This is a genomic window from Kitasatospora sp. NPDC053308 (assembly GCF_055585785.1).
The window spans coordinates 104,793-118,585 of record NZ_JBVJJY010000017.1; the positions used below are offsets into that span (position 1 = coordinate 104,793).

Sequence of the window (13,793 nt, forward strand, 5' to 3'; positions counted from 1 at the left end):
GGTCGGACGGGCGTACGGGTGCTCGGGCGGTCCTGCTCGGGCGGTGGGGCGGGGCCGGTCGTGCGGGGCCGGCGGCCGTACCGGCCGGTCTCAGGACCCGGAGGCCTCGGCCGCGGGCTGCTGCGACGCGTCCGCGGGCACCTCGGGGGGCGTCTCGGCGGGCGTCTCCACCGTCCCACGGACCGGCAGGTCGGAGAGCCAGAACTTCTGCAGCATGTGCCAGTCCTGCGGGTGCTCGCGGATCCCCCGCTCCCACACGTCCGCCATCGCCTGGGTCATCGCCCGCGTCCGCTCCTTGCGGTCGCCCTCCTCGGGCACCATCACCTCGGGGTGGATCCGCGCCCGCATCACCGGGCCCTCGTACCAGAGCGTCACCGGCAGCAGCGCCGCCCCGGTCCGCTGGCACAGCGCCGCCGGACCGGCCGGCATCCGGGTCGCCTCACCGAAGAACGACACCTCGATGCCCGCCTCCGACAGGTCCCGGTCCCCCACCAGGCACACCAGCCGGCCCTCGCGCAGCCGCCGCGCCAGCGTGCCGATCACGTTCACCGAACCACCGGTCAGCGCCAGGACCTCCATGCCCTGGCCCTCCCGGAACGCCACGAAGCGGTCGAACAGCCGCTCCGGCTTCAACCGCTCCGCCACCGTGGTGAACGGGTAGCCCTGCTGCGCGACCCAGGTGCCCGCGAGGTCCCAGTTGCCCATGTGCGGCAGCGCTATCACCGCGCCCCGCCCGGCCTCCATCGCCGCCCGCAGGTGTTCGAAGCCGTCCACCCGCACGTCCCGGGCCACCCGCTCCCGGCTCCACACCGGCAGCCGGAAGGACTCCATCCAGTACCGCAGGTACGAGCGCATCCCCGCCCGCGACAGCGAGCGCGTCCCCGCCTCGTCCAGCCCCGGACGGACCCGGCGCAGGTTCGCCTCCAGCTGCCGCACCCGCTTGCCGCGCTTGCGCCACGCGTAGTCCGCCAGCCGGTCGAACAGGCCCCGCGCCCACGACTCCGGCAGGTGCTTCAGCAGCCCCCACCCCAGCGCGTACGCCCAGTACACCAGTCGGTCCGTCACCGCAGGACGCCCCCCATCAGCTCCCGGCCGCCGCTCGGTCGGCCTCGAACGCCTCCCGGCGCACGGTCAGCATCCGCTGGAACACCGTCACCAGGCTGCCCGCCGCCACCAGCCACAGCGCCACCGGCAGCAGCCACTCCACGTACGGCACACCGAACTCGTGCAGACCGGCCACCCCGGCCGCCACCAGGCTGGCCACCAGCCGCTCGGCCCGCTCCACCAGCCCCGACACGTCGCACGGCAGGCCCTGGCTCTCCGCCCGCGCCTTGGTGTACGACACCACCAGACCGCTCGCCAGGCAGAAGATCGCCACCGCGCACAGCAGGTTGTCGTCGCCCTTGCCCGCGTACCACATCGCCAGTCCGCCGAAGATCGCCGCGTCCGCGACCCGGTCCAGCGTGGAGTCCAGGAACGCGCCCCACTTGGTGCTCCGGCCCAGCTGACGGGCCATGTTGCCGTCCACCAGGTCCGAGAAGATGAAGAGGGTGATCGTGATGGTGCCCCAGAAGAACTCCCCGCGCGGGAAGAACACCAGCGCACCGGCCACCGAACCGGCGGTACCGATCAGCGTCACGGCGTCCGGGCTCACGCCCAGCCGGATCAGGAACGCGGCGAACGGGGTCAGGACACGTGTGAAGAAGGCACGCGCGTATTTGTTGAGCATGGCCTTCTCAGCCGCTCCGATCTCCCAGGTACCCGCCTGGCGCAGCACGCGCGGCAGACGGCCGGACGGATCAGCCCGCCCGGCGCACCCATCGTAGCCAGGCCGACGACACGCTCCACCGCACGCACCGCCGCACGCCGCCCCCGCCACGGCCCGCACACGCACGATCACCGAGCGGCCGTGCGACACGCACCACCCGGGTCCGACCGGGGCCGTTCCCCGAACCCCACCGTCCGCAGGCGGGGGCCCGAAGGGCGGCCCTAGACTGCCAAGGACAGCCTCGGCGCCACGGGAGGAGACCCCGATGCCCGACCGCAGCACGGCACGAGCCGGCCAGGCACCCGCCGTCACCGGCCCCCGGGACCTGCGCAACGTCGTCCTCATCGGCTCCAGCGGTGTGGGCAAGACCACCCTCGCCGAATCCCTCGCCCACGCCGCCGGCGCCACCGGCCGCGTCGGCCGGGTCACCGACGGCACCACCGTCTCCGACCACGAGGAGATCGAGCACCAGCAGCAGCGCTCCGTCCAGCTCTCGCTGCTCCCGCTCGAATGGAAGGGCGTCAAGATCAATCTGATCGACCCGCCCGGCCACCCCGACTTCACCGCCGACCTCCGCGCCGCCCTGCACGCCGCCGACGCCGCCGTCTTCGTCGTCTCCGCCACCGACCCGGTCCCCGCCCCCACCCGCGCCCTGTGGCGCGCGTGCGCCGCCGAAGGCATCCCCCGCGCCATCGCCGTCGCCAAGCTGGACCTCGCCCGCACCGGCTTCGACGACATCCTCACCGCCTGCCACGACGCCTTCGGGCTCGGCCCGGACACCCTGCGCCCGCTCTTCCTGCCCGTCCTCCACGACGGCCGCCCCGACGGCAGCGTCGACCTGCTCACCGGCGACACCTACGGCGACGCCGCCCCGCTCCCCGACACCGGCCCGGCCCACGACAGCCTGGTCGAGGCCATCTCCGGCCAGGACGACACCCTCATGGAGCGCTACCTCTCCGGCGACAGCCTCGACACCGACTCCCTCGAAGCCGGCCTGCGCCGCGAGGTCCTCGACTGCACCCTCCACCCGGCCGTCCCCACCAGCGACAACGGGCTCGGCGCCGCCGAACTCCTCGACCTCATCGCGCACACCTTCCCCGACCCCACCGAACGCACCCGCCCCGGGCCCGCCTGTGACCCCGACGCCCCGCTCGCCGCCCAGGTCATCCGGGTCACCGGCGACGCCTACGTCGGCCGGATCAGCCTGCTGCGCGTCTACGCCGGCACCCTGCGCCCGGACACCAAGATCCACCTGTCCGGCCCGGCCCACACCGCCGACCAGGACGGCGACGAACGCGTCACCACCCTCAGCAGCCCCTTCGGCAAGCTCCAGCGGCCCGTCCCGCACGCCGTCGCCGGGGACCTCGTCTGCGCCGCCAAACTCACCACCGCCCGCGCCGGCGACACCGTCCACGAACCCGGCCACCCCGTCGAACTCGACGGCTGGACCCTGCCCGAACCCCTGCTGCCGATCGCCGTCGAAGCCCACAGCAAGGCCGACGACGACAAGCTCTCCCAGGCGCTCGCCCGCCTCACCGCCGAGGACCCGGCCCTACGCCTGGAACAGAACCCGGACACCCATCAGCTGGTCCTCTGGTGCACCGGCGAAGCCCACGCCGAGGTCGTCCTGGACCGCCTGCGCACCCGCCACGGCGTGCACGTCGACACCGTCGAGCCCAAGGTCGCCCTGCGCGAGACCTTCGGCACCGCCGCCGCCGGCCACGGCCGCCTGGTCAAGCAGTCCGGCGGCCACGGCCAGTACGCCATCTGCGACCTCGAGGTCGAACCCCTGCCGGCCGGCTCGGGCTTCGAGTTCCAGGAACACGTCGTCGGCGGCGCCGTCCCCAAGCACTTCATCCCCTCCGTCGAGAAGGGTGTCCGCGCCCAGCTCGCCAAGGGCGTCGCCACCGGGTACCCGCTCGTCGACGTCCGGGTGACCCTCACCGACGGCAAGGCCCACTCCGTCGACTCCTCCGACGCGTCCTTCCAGAACGCCGCCGCCCTCGCCCTGCGCGACGCCGCCGAGCACGCCGTCATCCGCCTGCTCGAACCGGTCGCCGCCGTCAGCGTCCTGCTGCCCGACGACTACCTCGGCGCCGTCCTCGGCGACCTCTCCGCCCGGCGCGGCCGCGTCCTCGGCACCGAGACCGGCGGCTCCGGCCTCACCCTGCTGCGCGCCGAGGTCCCCGAGCTCGAACTGGTCCGCTACCCGGTCGACCTGCGCTCGCTCACCCACGGCACCGCCGAGTTCTCCCGCGCCTACCTGCGCCATGAACCCATGCCCACCGCCCTGGCCGAGCGCTACACCGGCTGACCGGCCGCCCCGGACCGAACGACCTCACGGTTTTACGGCCTTACGGCCGGGGTGGCCTGACCGACGTCATCACGACATCATGACGTCACGGCCGGGCGACGTCGCGGTTCGGCAGCGCACACGCCGCCGTACCGCCCGGCATCCGGTGCCGGTTGCGCGCCACCCACCGGTACACCAGACCCGCCACCGGCCGCACCGGCGCCGCCGTCAACACCGCGCCCAGGTACGCCCACACCCCGCCGGAGCGCATCAGCAACCGCGCGACCGCCTGTGCGCCCCCGTACACCCGCCCGGTCGGCGTGACCCAGAGCACCTCGCGCTCGGCCCGCTCCGCCGACACCTCGCCCCGGCCGCCCGCGAGCGCGTCCAGCGCCGCGAGGTCCGCGAACTGGAAGGCCACCGCCTCGCACCCGCCCGAGGCCAGCGTCTGCCGGAGGTACCGCTCCGCCCACCGCGCGCACGACGAACAGAACGCGCAGTCCCCGTCGAAGACCAGCACCGGATCCTTCACAGCGGCTCCCCTTTCCTCGCTTCCACCACCATGCTCCTCCACCCCGGCCCGCCCTGCTCCGGCGGGGGGCATCGACCTGCCCGAAGCTGGGCATCATCCCCGTCAGGCCCGGTACGGCCCGTTCGTGACGGCACTTCAGACGATCATCCGCGCGGGGTGCCACGGCACGGTAACCTGCCGCTGACAAGGGGAGGAGGGGACGCCACCGTGACCACGCTCGACATGACCCCGGGTGCGCAGATACCCCGGACCGACGCCGGCCCGCAGACCGCCATCACCCAGGCGCTCTCCTCGGCCGCCTACCGCGACGGCGAGATCGGCGACTTCGTCACGGCCGTGACCGACGCCACCCAGAAGAAGGGCCGCTTCGCGCTCTTCCGTCCCAACCTCGGCGAGGCCTTCAGCAAGGCACTGATCTCCCGCGCCCTCGGCGGCGACCGCAAGCCGATCGTCCCGGCCTTCGGCGTCGACACCCGTCAGGTCGTCGAACACTGCCTGGCCGCCGAGGAACTGCGCACCACCCGGGACCGGCAGCTCACCACCGTCACCCTCGTCACCGGCGCCCTCTTCCTCCCCGGCACCCTGCTCTGGCTCGCCGCCTTCCAGGTGCGCGCCTGGCTCAAACGGGACAACCCGAAGAACGCCGGCGTCTACGGCGGCATCACCCTCGCCCTGGCCGCCGCCCTCGCCGTCCTCCTGGTCCTGCGCCCGCCCGCCGCCGGCCTCCTCGGCCTCTACCTCCGGGTCACGATGCTCGCCCCGGTCATCGGCTGGTACCTCGCCCGCCGGATCGTCGAGCGCTCCGCCAAGGACCTGCGGGCCCGCTGGCAGTCCCTGGTGGAGGGCTCCTCCGTGGCCGCCACCGTGGCCAAGGCCGTCCCCCGCGACGACCTCGACAAGAAGGCCGTCGACCTGCGCGACAAGCTCGGCCGCCTGGACGCCGAGCAGGAGACCAACGTCCACCACTACGCCGGTCCCAAGGGCATCCTCGGGGCCGGCCGCCGCTGGGGCGAGTGGCGCCTCGCCGACACCCTCCACCCCGCCCCGGGCCACGCCGACTTCCGCGCCTTCCACCCCTGGGACCTGGTCCGCCGGATCTCCTCCCACCTCAAGGGCCTCGGCATCAGCCACGTCGCCAACAGCGGCATGCCCAACGTCTCCATCAAGCAGTGGGTGGTCTTCGACATCGGCGAGGGCGCCGACGAGATCAGCCGCCCCGGCAACGCCGACATGGACGGCGACCGGATGCGCGACTTCGCCGTCCAGAGCATCGCCGACAAGCAGACCTTCTCCGGCGGCCCCCGGCACTACCTCGCCACCCAGTTCATCACCCACGACGGCAAGCTGGTCCTCACCTTCACGATCACCGTGACGCTGCTCGCCGACGTGCTGACCATCGCGGTGGCCGGCTACGCGCTCGGCCCGGTCAAGGGCGTCTTCTTCGACAAGCCCAAGGACAAGGAGAAGTCGGTCGCCAAGACCGTGAAGTTCTGGGAGGAGCGCACCGTCAAGCTCCCCCTGATCGACAACGACGAGGTCGTCCGCCAGGCCGTCCGCGCCCCCTTCTACCGGATGCCCGGCCTGCTCGGCTGGCTCGGCGGCGGACTCGGCCTGCCCGAACCGTTCGGCCTGCGGCACATCTGGGCCGGCCGCGCCTGGGACAACCGCTCGATGGTCGACAACGCGATGAACGCCTCCGTCCCGGTGCTCAACGCCGTGCACACCGCCACGCTGGAGTTCCTGCAGGAGCACGACCTCGACGCCGACCGCTTCTTCAAGAACCGCACCTCGGTCATCAAGTCCGAGGCGCAGAGCCCCCGGCCGTACGACGTCGACACGTTCAACGCCGGCTGAGCCGAGCCGCGGACGAACCGCGGCCACCGGAAAGGGGCCCGTCACCGATTCCCCGGTGACGGACCCCTTCCGGTGGCTCTCCGGCTCAGCCCTGCGGCCAGACCTCGGCCAGCATCTTCCGGGTGTCCGCCAGCAGCTGCGGCAGCACCTTGGTGTGGCCGACCACCGGCATGAAGTTGGTGTCCCCGCCCCAGCGCGGTACGACGTGCTGGTGCAGGTGAGCGGCGATCCCGGCACCGGCCGCCGCGCCCTGGTTCATCCCGATGTTGAAACCGTGCGCGCCGGAGGCCGCCCGCAGCGCGGTCATCGCCTTCTTGGTGAAGTCCGCCAGCTCGGCCGTCTCCGCCTCGTCCAGGTCGGTGTAGTCGGCCACGTGCCGGTACGGGACCACCATCAGGTGCCCGCCGTTGTACGGGTAGAGGTTCAGCACCGCGAACACGGCGTTCCCCCGGGCGATGACCAGGCCGTCCTCGTCGCTCAGCGACGGGATCGAGCAGAACGGACAACCGTCGTCCGGAGCCGGGCCGGTGGGCTTGTTCTCACCCTGGATGTACGCCATCCGATGGGGGGTCCACAGGCGGCGGAAGCCGTCCGGCTCCCCGACGCCCCGCTGCACTTCCGGCTCAGTCGTCATGCTGATCAGCATATTCGCCCGACCGCGCTTGCAAAGCCGCGCGGGGCAGACTCATCGAGAGCCTGCCCCGCGCACCCCCGCCTGCGCGGGGACGACGTCACACCTGGATACGGCGCTCCACGGCGTCCACGATCTCGGCGATCGCCTCGTCGACCGGCACGCCGTTCTTCTGCTCGCCGTTGCGGTAGCGGAAGGAGACCGCTCCCGCCTCGACGTCGTCGTTGCCGGCGATCAGCATGAACGGCACCTTGCTGCGCTGCGCGTTGCGGATCTTCTTCTGCATGCGGTCGTCCGAGGTGTCCACCTCGACCCGGATCCCGTGCTTCTTCAGCTTCGCCGCGACCTCCAGCAGGTACGGCACGTGCTCGTCGGTGATCGGGATGCCGGTCACGGTGACCGGGGCCAGCCACGGCGGCATGGCACCGGCGTAGTGCTCCAGCAGCACCGCGAAGAACCGCTCGATCGAACCGAACAGCGCCCGGTGGATCATGACCGGCCGCTGGCGCGAGCCGTCCGCCGCGGTGTACTCGAGGTCGAAGCGCTCGGGCAGGTTGAAGTCGAGCTGGATCGTCGACATCTGCCAGGTACGGCCGATGGCGTCACGGGCCTGCACCGAGATCTTCGGGCCGTAGAAGGCCGCGCCGCCCGGGTCCGGCACCAGCGGCAGACCCTGCTTCTCGGCCACCGCCGCCAGGACGGCGGTGGCCTCCTCCCAGGTCTCGTCCGAACCGACGAACTTCTCCGGGTCCTTGGTCGACAGCTCCAGGTAGAAGTCGGTCAGGCCGTAGTCACGGAGGAGGTTGAGCACGAAGGTCAGCGTGGAGTCGAGCTCCTCCGCCATCTGCTCGCGGGTGCAGTAGATGTGGGCGTCGTCCTGCGTGAAGCCGCGGGCCCGGGTCAGGCCGTGCACGACGCCGGACTTCTCGTAGCGGTACACCGTCCCGAACTCGAAGAGGCGCAGCGGCAGTTCACGGTACGAGCGGCCGCGCGCGTCGAAGATCAGGTTGTGCATCGGGCAGTTCATCGGCTTGAGGTAGTAGTCCACGCCCTCGTCGAGCTGCATGGGCGGGTACATGCCGTCCGCGTACCAGTCGAGGTGGCCGCTCTTCTCGAACAGCTTCCCCTTGGTGGCGTGCGGGGTGTAGACGAACTCGTAGCCCTCTTCCTCGTGCCGCTTGCGGGAGTAGTCCTCCATCGCCCGGCGGATGATGCCGCCCTTGGGGTGGAAGACGGCGAGGCCGGAACCGATCTCCTCGGGGATGGAGAAGAGGTCGAGCTCGTTGCCGAGCTTGCGGTGGTCGCGCTTCTCGGCCTCCACCAGGAAGTCGAGGTGCGCCTTCAGCTCCTCCTTGGTGGGCCAGGCGGTGCCGTAGATGCGCTGGAGCATCGGGTTCTTCTCGCTGCCGCGCCAGTAGGCGGCCGCGTTGCGCATCAGCTTGAACGCCGGGATGTGGCGGGTGCTGGGCAGGTGCGGGCCGCGGCAGAGGTCGCCCCAGCACTGCTCGCCGGTCTTGGCGTCCAGGTTGTCGTAGATGGTGAGCTCGCCCGCGCCGACCTCGACGTCGGCGCCCTCACCGGCGGTGGCGGCGGAGCCCTTGAGACCGATCAGCTCCAGCTTGTACGGCTCGGCGGCCAGCTCCTCGCGGGCGGACTCGTCGGTGACCACGCGGCGGGAGAACTTCTGCCCGCGCTTGATGATCTCCTGCATCTTCTTCTCGATGGCCTTGAGGTCATCGGGGTGGAAGGGCTTCTCGACGTCGAAGTCGTAGTAGAAGCCGTCCTTGACCGGCGGGCCGATGCCGAGCTTGGCCTCGGGGTAGAGCTGCTGCACGGCCTGGGCCATCACGTGCGCGGTGGAGTGGCGCAGGATGTCGAGGCCGTCCTTGCTGCCGATCTCGACCGGCTCGACCTCGTCGCCGTCCTGGACGGCGTAGGCGAGGTCCTTGAGCTGGCCGCCGACGCGGGCGGCGATGATCGAGCGGTCGTCGGCGAAGAGCTCGGCGGCCGTAGTGCCCGTGGTCACCACGCGCTCTTCCCGATCGGGTTCGCGGCTGATGATTACCCGGACGTCCGTCACCGGTCTCTCCTGACGTACTGGATTTCAGAGGACGCAACACAGCGCTGCGCGTGACGATGGTACCGAGAGCGCCGCCCCCGCCGTCCACCTACGTCCCCTGTCCCCCTTCCTCCGGCCCCTCCCCCAGCGACTTCAGCAGCCGCTCGCGGTCCCCCTCCTCCCAGCCGCACAGCTCCAGCCCGCGGGGCCGGGTCAATCGGCGGAAGCCGCCGTTCCGCTCCAGTCGGCCGGAGACCCGGACCGGCAGCCCGGCGAGGTGGGCCTCGGCGGCGAGCCGGTAGTCGGGATCGGGCAGCCGGAGCTTGACGTCGCGGACCTCCGCGCCGGCGAGCACCCGCAGCCGGACCGAGCCCGGGCCGGCCGGGTCGGCGCGCTTGAGCCGGGTGACCACGCCGACCACGGTGACGGCGACGGCCGGCTCGATCCGCTCCAGCAGCTCGGCGGCCTCCGTGAGGGCGGGCAGGTCGCCGGGTGAGAAGTCGAGGACGACCCGGCGGTCCCCGAAGCCGCCCGGCGTCCCGGCGGCGGCCGACCAGGCGACGGTGAGCCGGGCCCCCGTGGTGCCGCGCACGAGCTCCGCCACGGACCGGACGAGTTCGCGGCTGACCCCCGCCCGGACGGCGTTCTCGAACGCCTCGGGCCCGCCGCTGACCCGGCGGTAGTCGACCGCGTCGCGCAGCGCCTCCAGGGCGCGGACGAGGGTGGTGACGGCGGCGCGGCCCTCGGGGGCCGGGGTGTAGGCGGTGAGGGCGGCGCCCTGCTCGACCACCAGGACGCGGTCCAGGAAGTCCGCGGCCGGGCCGTCCAGCCGGGCGCCGAAGTAGGCGGCCCTGGTCCGGGCGGCCTTGGCCCCGGCGGCGAGCATCCCGCGCGCCGCAGCCCGGAGGCGCTCGGCGTCGTCCCAGGAGGTGGCCCCGGCGGGGCCCGGCGGTTCCCGCCGCCAGCGCAGTTCGTCACCGGGGACGGCCAGGGCGAGCAGGATCGAGCGGGCGGAGGGGGTGCGGGAGCGGGAGAGCGCGGTGACGGCGTCGGCGAGGAGGTCGACGGCGTCGTCGAAGCCGTCCCCGGCCGGGACGAGGAGGCTGGTGCCCGGTTCGCCGTCCGGCGGGGTCCAGCGGCCGTACCGGGCGGCCGGACCGCCGCGGCGGACCCAGCCGTGCCGGGCGAGCAGGGAGGCCAGCACCCCGGGGTCGACGGCGGCCGGGTCGGGCAGGGGCCGGGCAGGCTCGCCCGGTCCGTTCGGCGGTGTCATGGGCTCGGCTCCTCGCTGCCGGGGCCGGGCGGTCACGGGCTTCCGCCCGCGCCGACCCGGGCCATGATGTCGCAGAGCGCGCGGTCGTCGAAGACCTTGTCGGTGGGCACCCGGACGTTGGTGCGCCGCTGACCGGTGACGGGGTGGCCGGCCAGGTTGACCCAGTAGCAGCAGTGCCGCAGCTCCAGGGCGTCCGGGCGGGCGCGGAGCCACTGGTCGACCCGGCTCGGCAGCAGCATCACGACCAGGATCCGGGGCACGGCGACCCGGGCCCGGGCGAGCTTGCGCAGGTGGTCGTTGTCCAGGGTGAAGCTGAAGAACCGCCCGGCCGGGTCCGGCGCGATCTGCTGGGTGGCCTTGAGCTGGATCTTGATGGTGACCTCGTCGTCCACCGCGTGCGCCCGCGAGCCGTGGTTGACCTGCCAGTCGATGCCGTTGTCCGGGAACGGCTGGGAGAGCGAGCAGCCGGCCGCGGCGGCGACCGCGTGCAGATAGCCGACCTGCAGCGTCTCCATGCACGCGGTGACGGCGAGGTTCCCCCGCAGGACGGCCGCCGCCTCGTCGGGCTGCGGCTGTGTCAGTGCCATCGACCCGTGACCTCCCCCGGGCGCCGGGCCCGTCCGGATTCGAACGGGGCAGTCGATTCGAACGGACGTCATGGGCAGGATCCCCGGTCGGGCCTGGGCCAAACGGGTTGAAGACCCGTCAGAACCGGGTATCAACCGGGCGCGGAACGCACGCCTGAGGGGCAGTCATGCAGCAGCACTGGTACACCGGCCCACTCGCTTCCTTCGACACCGAGACCACCGGCGTGGACGTGGAGAACGATCGCATCGTCTCGGCCGCCCTGGTCGTCCAACTCGCCCCGGGCGAACCGGCGCGGACCACCACCTGGCTCGCCGATCCGGGCATCCCGATCCCGGACGGCGCCCGCGCGGTGCACGGCATCACCGACGAGCACGTCCGCCGGCACGGCAGGCCGGCCCGCGCGGTCGTGGCGGAGGTCACCCGCGCACTGGCGGCCGAGGCCAGGGCCGGGCACCCCGTGGTGGTGATGAACGCGCCCTACGACCTGACCCTGCTGGACCGGGAGTTGCGCCGCCATCACGGCCTGACGCTGGCCGACGGGCCCGCGGCGGCCGGGCTGCTGGTGCTGGATCCACGGGTGCTGGACAAGCACGTGGACCGCTACCGCAAGGGCCGTCGGACGCTGACCGACCTGTGCGCCCACTACGGGGTCGAGTTGGCCGGGGCGCACGACGCGGCGGCGGACGCGACGGCCGCGCTGACGCTGACCCGGCGCATAGGCGCCCGCTACCCGGCGGCGCTCGGCGGGCTGACGGCGGGCGAACTGCACCTGCGGCAGGTGGTCTGGCACGCGGCGCAGGCGCGCGGGCTGCAGAGCTGGTTCGACCGCTCGGGCGCGACGGAACAGGTGGACCCGTCCTGGCCTCTCCGGCCGGCCCGGTGCGGCTGCGGGCGCCGACTGGAGCCGGAGCACGGCTGCCGGGCGGCGGCGTAGCGGGCGACCCGGCGGATCGGGCCCGAACGTGCCGCAGGCCCTGACCGGTTTCCTGGTCAGGGCCTGCGTGCTGTCCGGTGGGCGATACTGGGATCGAACCAGTGACCCCTTCGGTGTGAACGAAGTGCTCTCCCGCTGAGCTAATCGCCCGGGCAACGAGATGAACTGTAGCACCGTTCGGGGGTCGTCGTACAACTCGGCCTTCCGGGGGTGCGCCGACGCACCCGCAGAACTCGCGCTCCGCACGGAAGGTGACTGCGCCTCAGCCGATTACCGACGGCCCTTCAGGCGGAATCCGGAAATACACATGAGGCCCAGCCGATAATCGGCTGGGCCTCACATATCACAATGCATTCCGGTGGGCGATACTGGGATCGAACCAGTGACCCCTTCGGTGTGAACGAAGTGCTCTCCCGCTGAGCTAATCGCCCGGGTGCAGGGAAAACATTACCGCATCCGGACGGGTGGTCCGAACACCCTCCCCGAGGCCGCCCCCGGGGCCCGGCACGCTCAGCTCTCGCCCAGCGCCCAGGGGACGACCAGGCCGTAGCGGGCGAGGTACCAGCCGCCCGCCCCGACGAGGACGGCCAGCCCGATCGCGGTGAGGGTCAGGTTGCGGCGCCGCACTCGGGGGTCCAGGGCCCGGTGGGCGGCCTCGGCGACCTTGCGGCGGGTCCAGCGCAGCACCAGCTGGGCCCAGACGAACTCGGTGGCCCAGATCCCCATCCCCAGGAAGATCACCACCCAGCCCGGTCCCGGCAGCGGCAGCAGGACCACCCCGAGCCCGACGACGGCGAGGCCGGCCAGGAAGACCGCCACCTGCCACGCCCGGTGCAGGGTCCGGGACCGGCGGACGAAGGCCGGGGCCCGGGAGCCGACCGCCCGGGAGCCGCCGACGGCCGCGCCATCCGACTGGACCGCTTCACCCGTTCTCGTGTTCCCGGCCGTCTTGTCGTTTCGCACAGTCATGCCAGGAAACTAACCAAGAGGCGCCGCGTTAATGCGCGACCCGGCCGCACCGCATCGATTCCGCAATGCGCCGTAAGGGGTACGACTCGCGCCCGAATCGGGACAGAGGGGTTTACATCGGTCTTGGGGGTGGGATGGTCCGTTCGCCGACGTGCGATTCCCCGAGCGCACACTGAGCGAAAGGCCATGGCGCTTATGAACACCACGGTCAGCTGCGAGCTGCACCTGCGCCTCATCGTGTCCAGCGAGTCCTCACTGCCCGTCCCCGCGGGCCTGCGCTACGACACCGCCGACCCCTACGCCGTGCACGCCACGTTCCACACGGGCGCCGACGAGACCGTGGAGTGGGTGTTCGCCCGAGATCTCCTCGCGGAGGGGCTGCACCGACCCACCGGTACCGGCGACGTCCGGGTGTGGCCGTCGCGCAGCCACGGGCAAGGGGTGGTCTGCATCGCACTGAGCTCTCCGGAAGGAGAAGCCCTGCTGGAGGCCCCGGCCCGGGCGCTTGAGTCGTTCCTCAAGCGGACGGACGCCGCGGTGCCCCCCGGCACCGAACACCGTCACTTCGACCTCGACCGGGAGCTGTCCCACATCCTCGCCGAAAGCTGACCCCGACCGGAGGCGATCACGCCCCGCCGGCGGCGGGGCCGCAGCCCCTGCCGTCAACGCAGCCGTCCTACTCGGGGGCACGGCAGCGGACTCAACCGCGCACGACGCGGTCTCGGGGCCGGTGGAGGGCCCGCTCCCACCGGAGCGGGCCCCGCAGCACCGCAGGCGCCCGGCAGCACCGCAGGCGCCCGGCAGCGGGGGGGGCGGAGCACAGAAGGGGGGCGGCTGTCTTTTTAGGGTTTTTCTTTTTCTCGGGGGGCCCTTCACACTCTGCCCAGCACGG

The 13,793-nt window shown here is 72.4% G+C and carries 12 protein-coding genes and 2 tRNA genes; 4 read left to right on the forward strand and 10 right to left on the reverse strand.

Features of this window, described 5'->3' with window-relative positions:
- Nucleotides 1-90: 90 nt before the first annotated feature.
- Nucleotides 91-1,065, reverse strand: a complete 975-nt coding sequence (locus ACZ6Y7_RS29910) for a phosphatidylinositol mannoside acyltransferase (protein ID WP_465761066.1) — start codon at nt 1,063-1,065, stop codon at nt 91-93.
- 16 nt (nt 1,066-1,081) lie between these two features.
- The gene (pgsA, locus tag ACZ6Y7_RS29915; RefSeq protein WP_465761067.1) at nt 1,082-1,729 is read right to left on the reverse strand and encodes a phosphatidylinositol phosphate synthase; all 648 of its coding nucleotides are present in this window, start codon (nt 1,727-1,729) and stop codon (nt 1,082-1,084) included.
- A gap of 304 nt (nt 1,730-2,033) precedes the next feature.
- Here pgsA and ACZ6Y7_RS29920 point away from each other — a divergent pair, with 304 nt between their 5' ends.
- Nucleotides 2,034-4,082, forward strand: coding sequence for an elongation factor G-like protein EF-G2 (locus tag ACZ6Y7_RS29920; protein ID WP_465761068.1), 2,049 nt, complete (start codon nt 2,034-2,036; stop codon nt 4,080-4,082).
- Between the two features lie 85 nt (nt 4,083-4,167).
- Here the strand turns inward: ACZ6Y7_RS29920 and ACZ6Y7_RS29925 are convergent, their stop codons facing one another.
- Complete coding sequence (locus ACZ6Y7_RS29925) at nt 4,168-4,593, reverse strand: thiol-disulfide oxidoreductase DCC family protein (protein WP_465761069.1); 426 nt, start codon at nt 4,591-4,593, stop codon at nt 4,168-4,170.
- A 207-nt stretch (nt 4,594-4,800) separates the two neighbouring features.
- Here ACZ6Y7_RS29925 and ACZ6Y7_RS29930 point away from each other — a divergent pair, with 207 nt between their 5' ends.
- On the forward strand, nt 4,801-6,447 hold the full coding sequence (locus ACZ6Y7_RS29930; protein WP_465761070.1) for a hypothetical protein: 1,647 nt from the start codon (nt 4,801-4,803) through the stop codon (nt 6,445-6,447).
- An 85-nt stretch (nt 6,448-6,532) separates the two neighbouring features.
- Here ACZ6Y7_RS29930 and ACZ6Y7_RS29935 read toward each other — a convergent pair whose 3' ends face one another.
- The 4 genes from ACZ6Y7_RS29935 to ACZ6Y7_RS29950 all read right to left on the reverse strand — a co-directional run bounded on the left by ACZ6Y7_RS29935 (nt 6,533) and on the right by ACZ6Y7_RS29950 (nt 10,997).
- Entirely contained in the window at nt 6,533-7,093 is a 561-nt protein-coding gene (locus ACZ6Y7_RS29935) for an HIT family protein (RefSeq protein ID WP_465761071.1), read from the reverse strand.
- An 85-nt stretch (nt 7,094-7,178) separates the two neighbouring features.
- Nucleotides 7,179-9,158, reverse strand: coding sequence for a threonine--tRNA ligase (gene thrS / locus ACZ6Y7_RS29940; protein WP_465761072.1), 1,980 nt, complete (start codon nt 9,156-9,158; stop codon nt 7,179-7,181).
- 88 nt (nt 9,159-9,246) lie between these two features.
- The gene (locus tag ACZ6Y7_RS29945; RefSeq protein ID WP_465761073.1) at nt 9,247-10,410 is read right to left on the reverse strand and encodes a hypothetical protein; all 1,164 of its coding nucleotides are present in this window, start codon (nt 10,408-10,410) and stop codon (nt 9,247-9,249) included.
- A gap of 32 nt (nt 10,411-10,442) precedes the next feature.
- On the reverse strand, nt 10,443-10,997 hold the full coding sequence (locus ACZ6Y7_RS29950) for a DUF4365 domain-containing protein (RefSeq protein WP_402216678.1): 555 nt from the start codon (nt 10,995-10,997) through the stop codon (nt 10,443-10,445).
- Between the two features lie 167 nt (nt 10,998-11,164).
- On the opposite strand from ACZ6Y7_RS29950, the gene ACZ6Y7_RS29955 reads away from it, so the two are divergent.
- Nucleotides 11,165-11,932 carry an exonuclease domain-containing protein gene (locus ACZ6Y7_RS29955; protein WP_465761074.1) on the forward strand — a complete coding sequence of 256 codons (768 nt, stop codon included), beginning with the start codon at nt 11,165-11,167 and terminating at the stop codon, nt 11,930-11,932.
- Between the two features lie 78 nt (nt 11,933-12,010).
- On the opposite strand, the gene ACZ6Y7_RS29960 is transcribed toward ACZ6Y7_RS29955, so the two are convergent.
- From ACZ6Y7_RS29960 to ACZ6Y7_RS29970, 3 genes are all read right to left on the reverse strand, one after another.
- Nucleotides 12,011-12,082: transfer RNA gene (locus ACZ6Y7_RS29960), tRNA-Val, on the reverse strand.
- A 209-nt stretch (nt 12,083-12,291) separates the two neighbouring features.
- Nucleotides 12,292-12,363 (reverse strand) — tRNA-Val (locus tag ACZ6Y7_RS29965).
- Nucleotides 12,364-12,442: 79 nt separating this feature from the next.
- Nucleotides 12,443-12,901 (reverse strand): TIGR02611 family protein, encoded by a 459-nt coding sequence (locus ACZ6Y7_RS29970; protein WP_465761075.1) that lies wholly within the window; start codon nt 12,899-12,901, stop codon nt 12,443-12,445.
- 195 nt (nt 12,902-13,096) lie between these two features.
- On the opposite strand from ACZ6Y7_RS29970, the gene ACZ6Y7_RS29975 reads away from it, so the two are divergent.
- Nucleotides 13,097-13,510 (forward strand): SsgA family sporulation/cell division regulator, encoded by a 414-nt coding sequence (locus tag ACZ6Y7_RS29975; RefSeq protein ID WP_030056266.1) that lies wholly within the window; start codon nt 13,097-13,099, stop codon nt 13,508-13,510.
- Nucleotides 13,511-13,793: the final 283 nt, after the last annotated feature.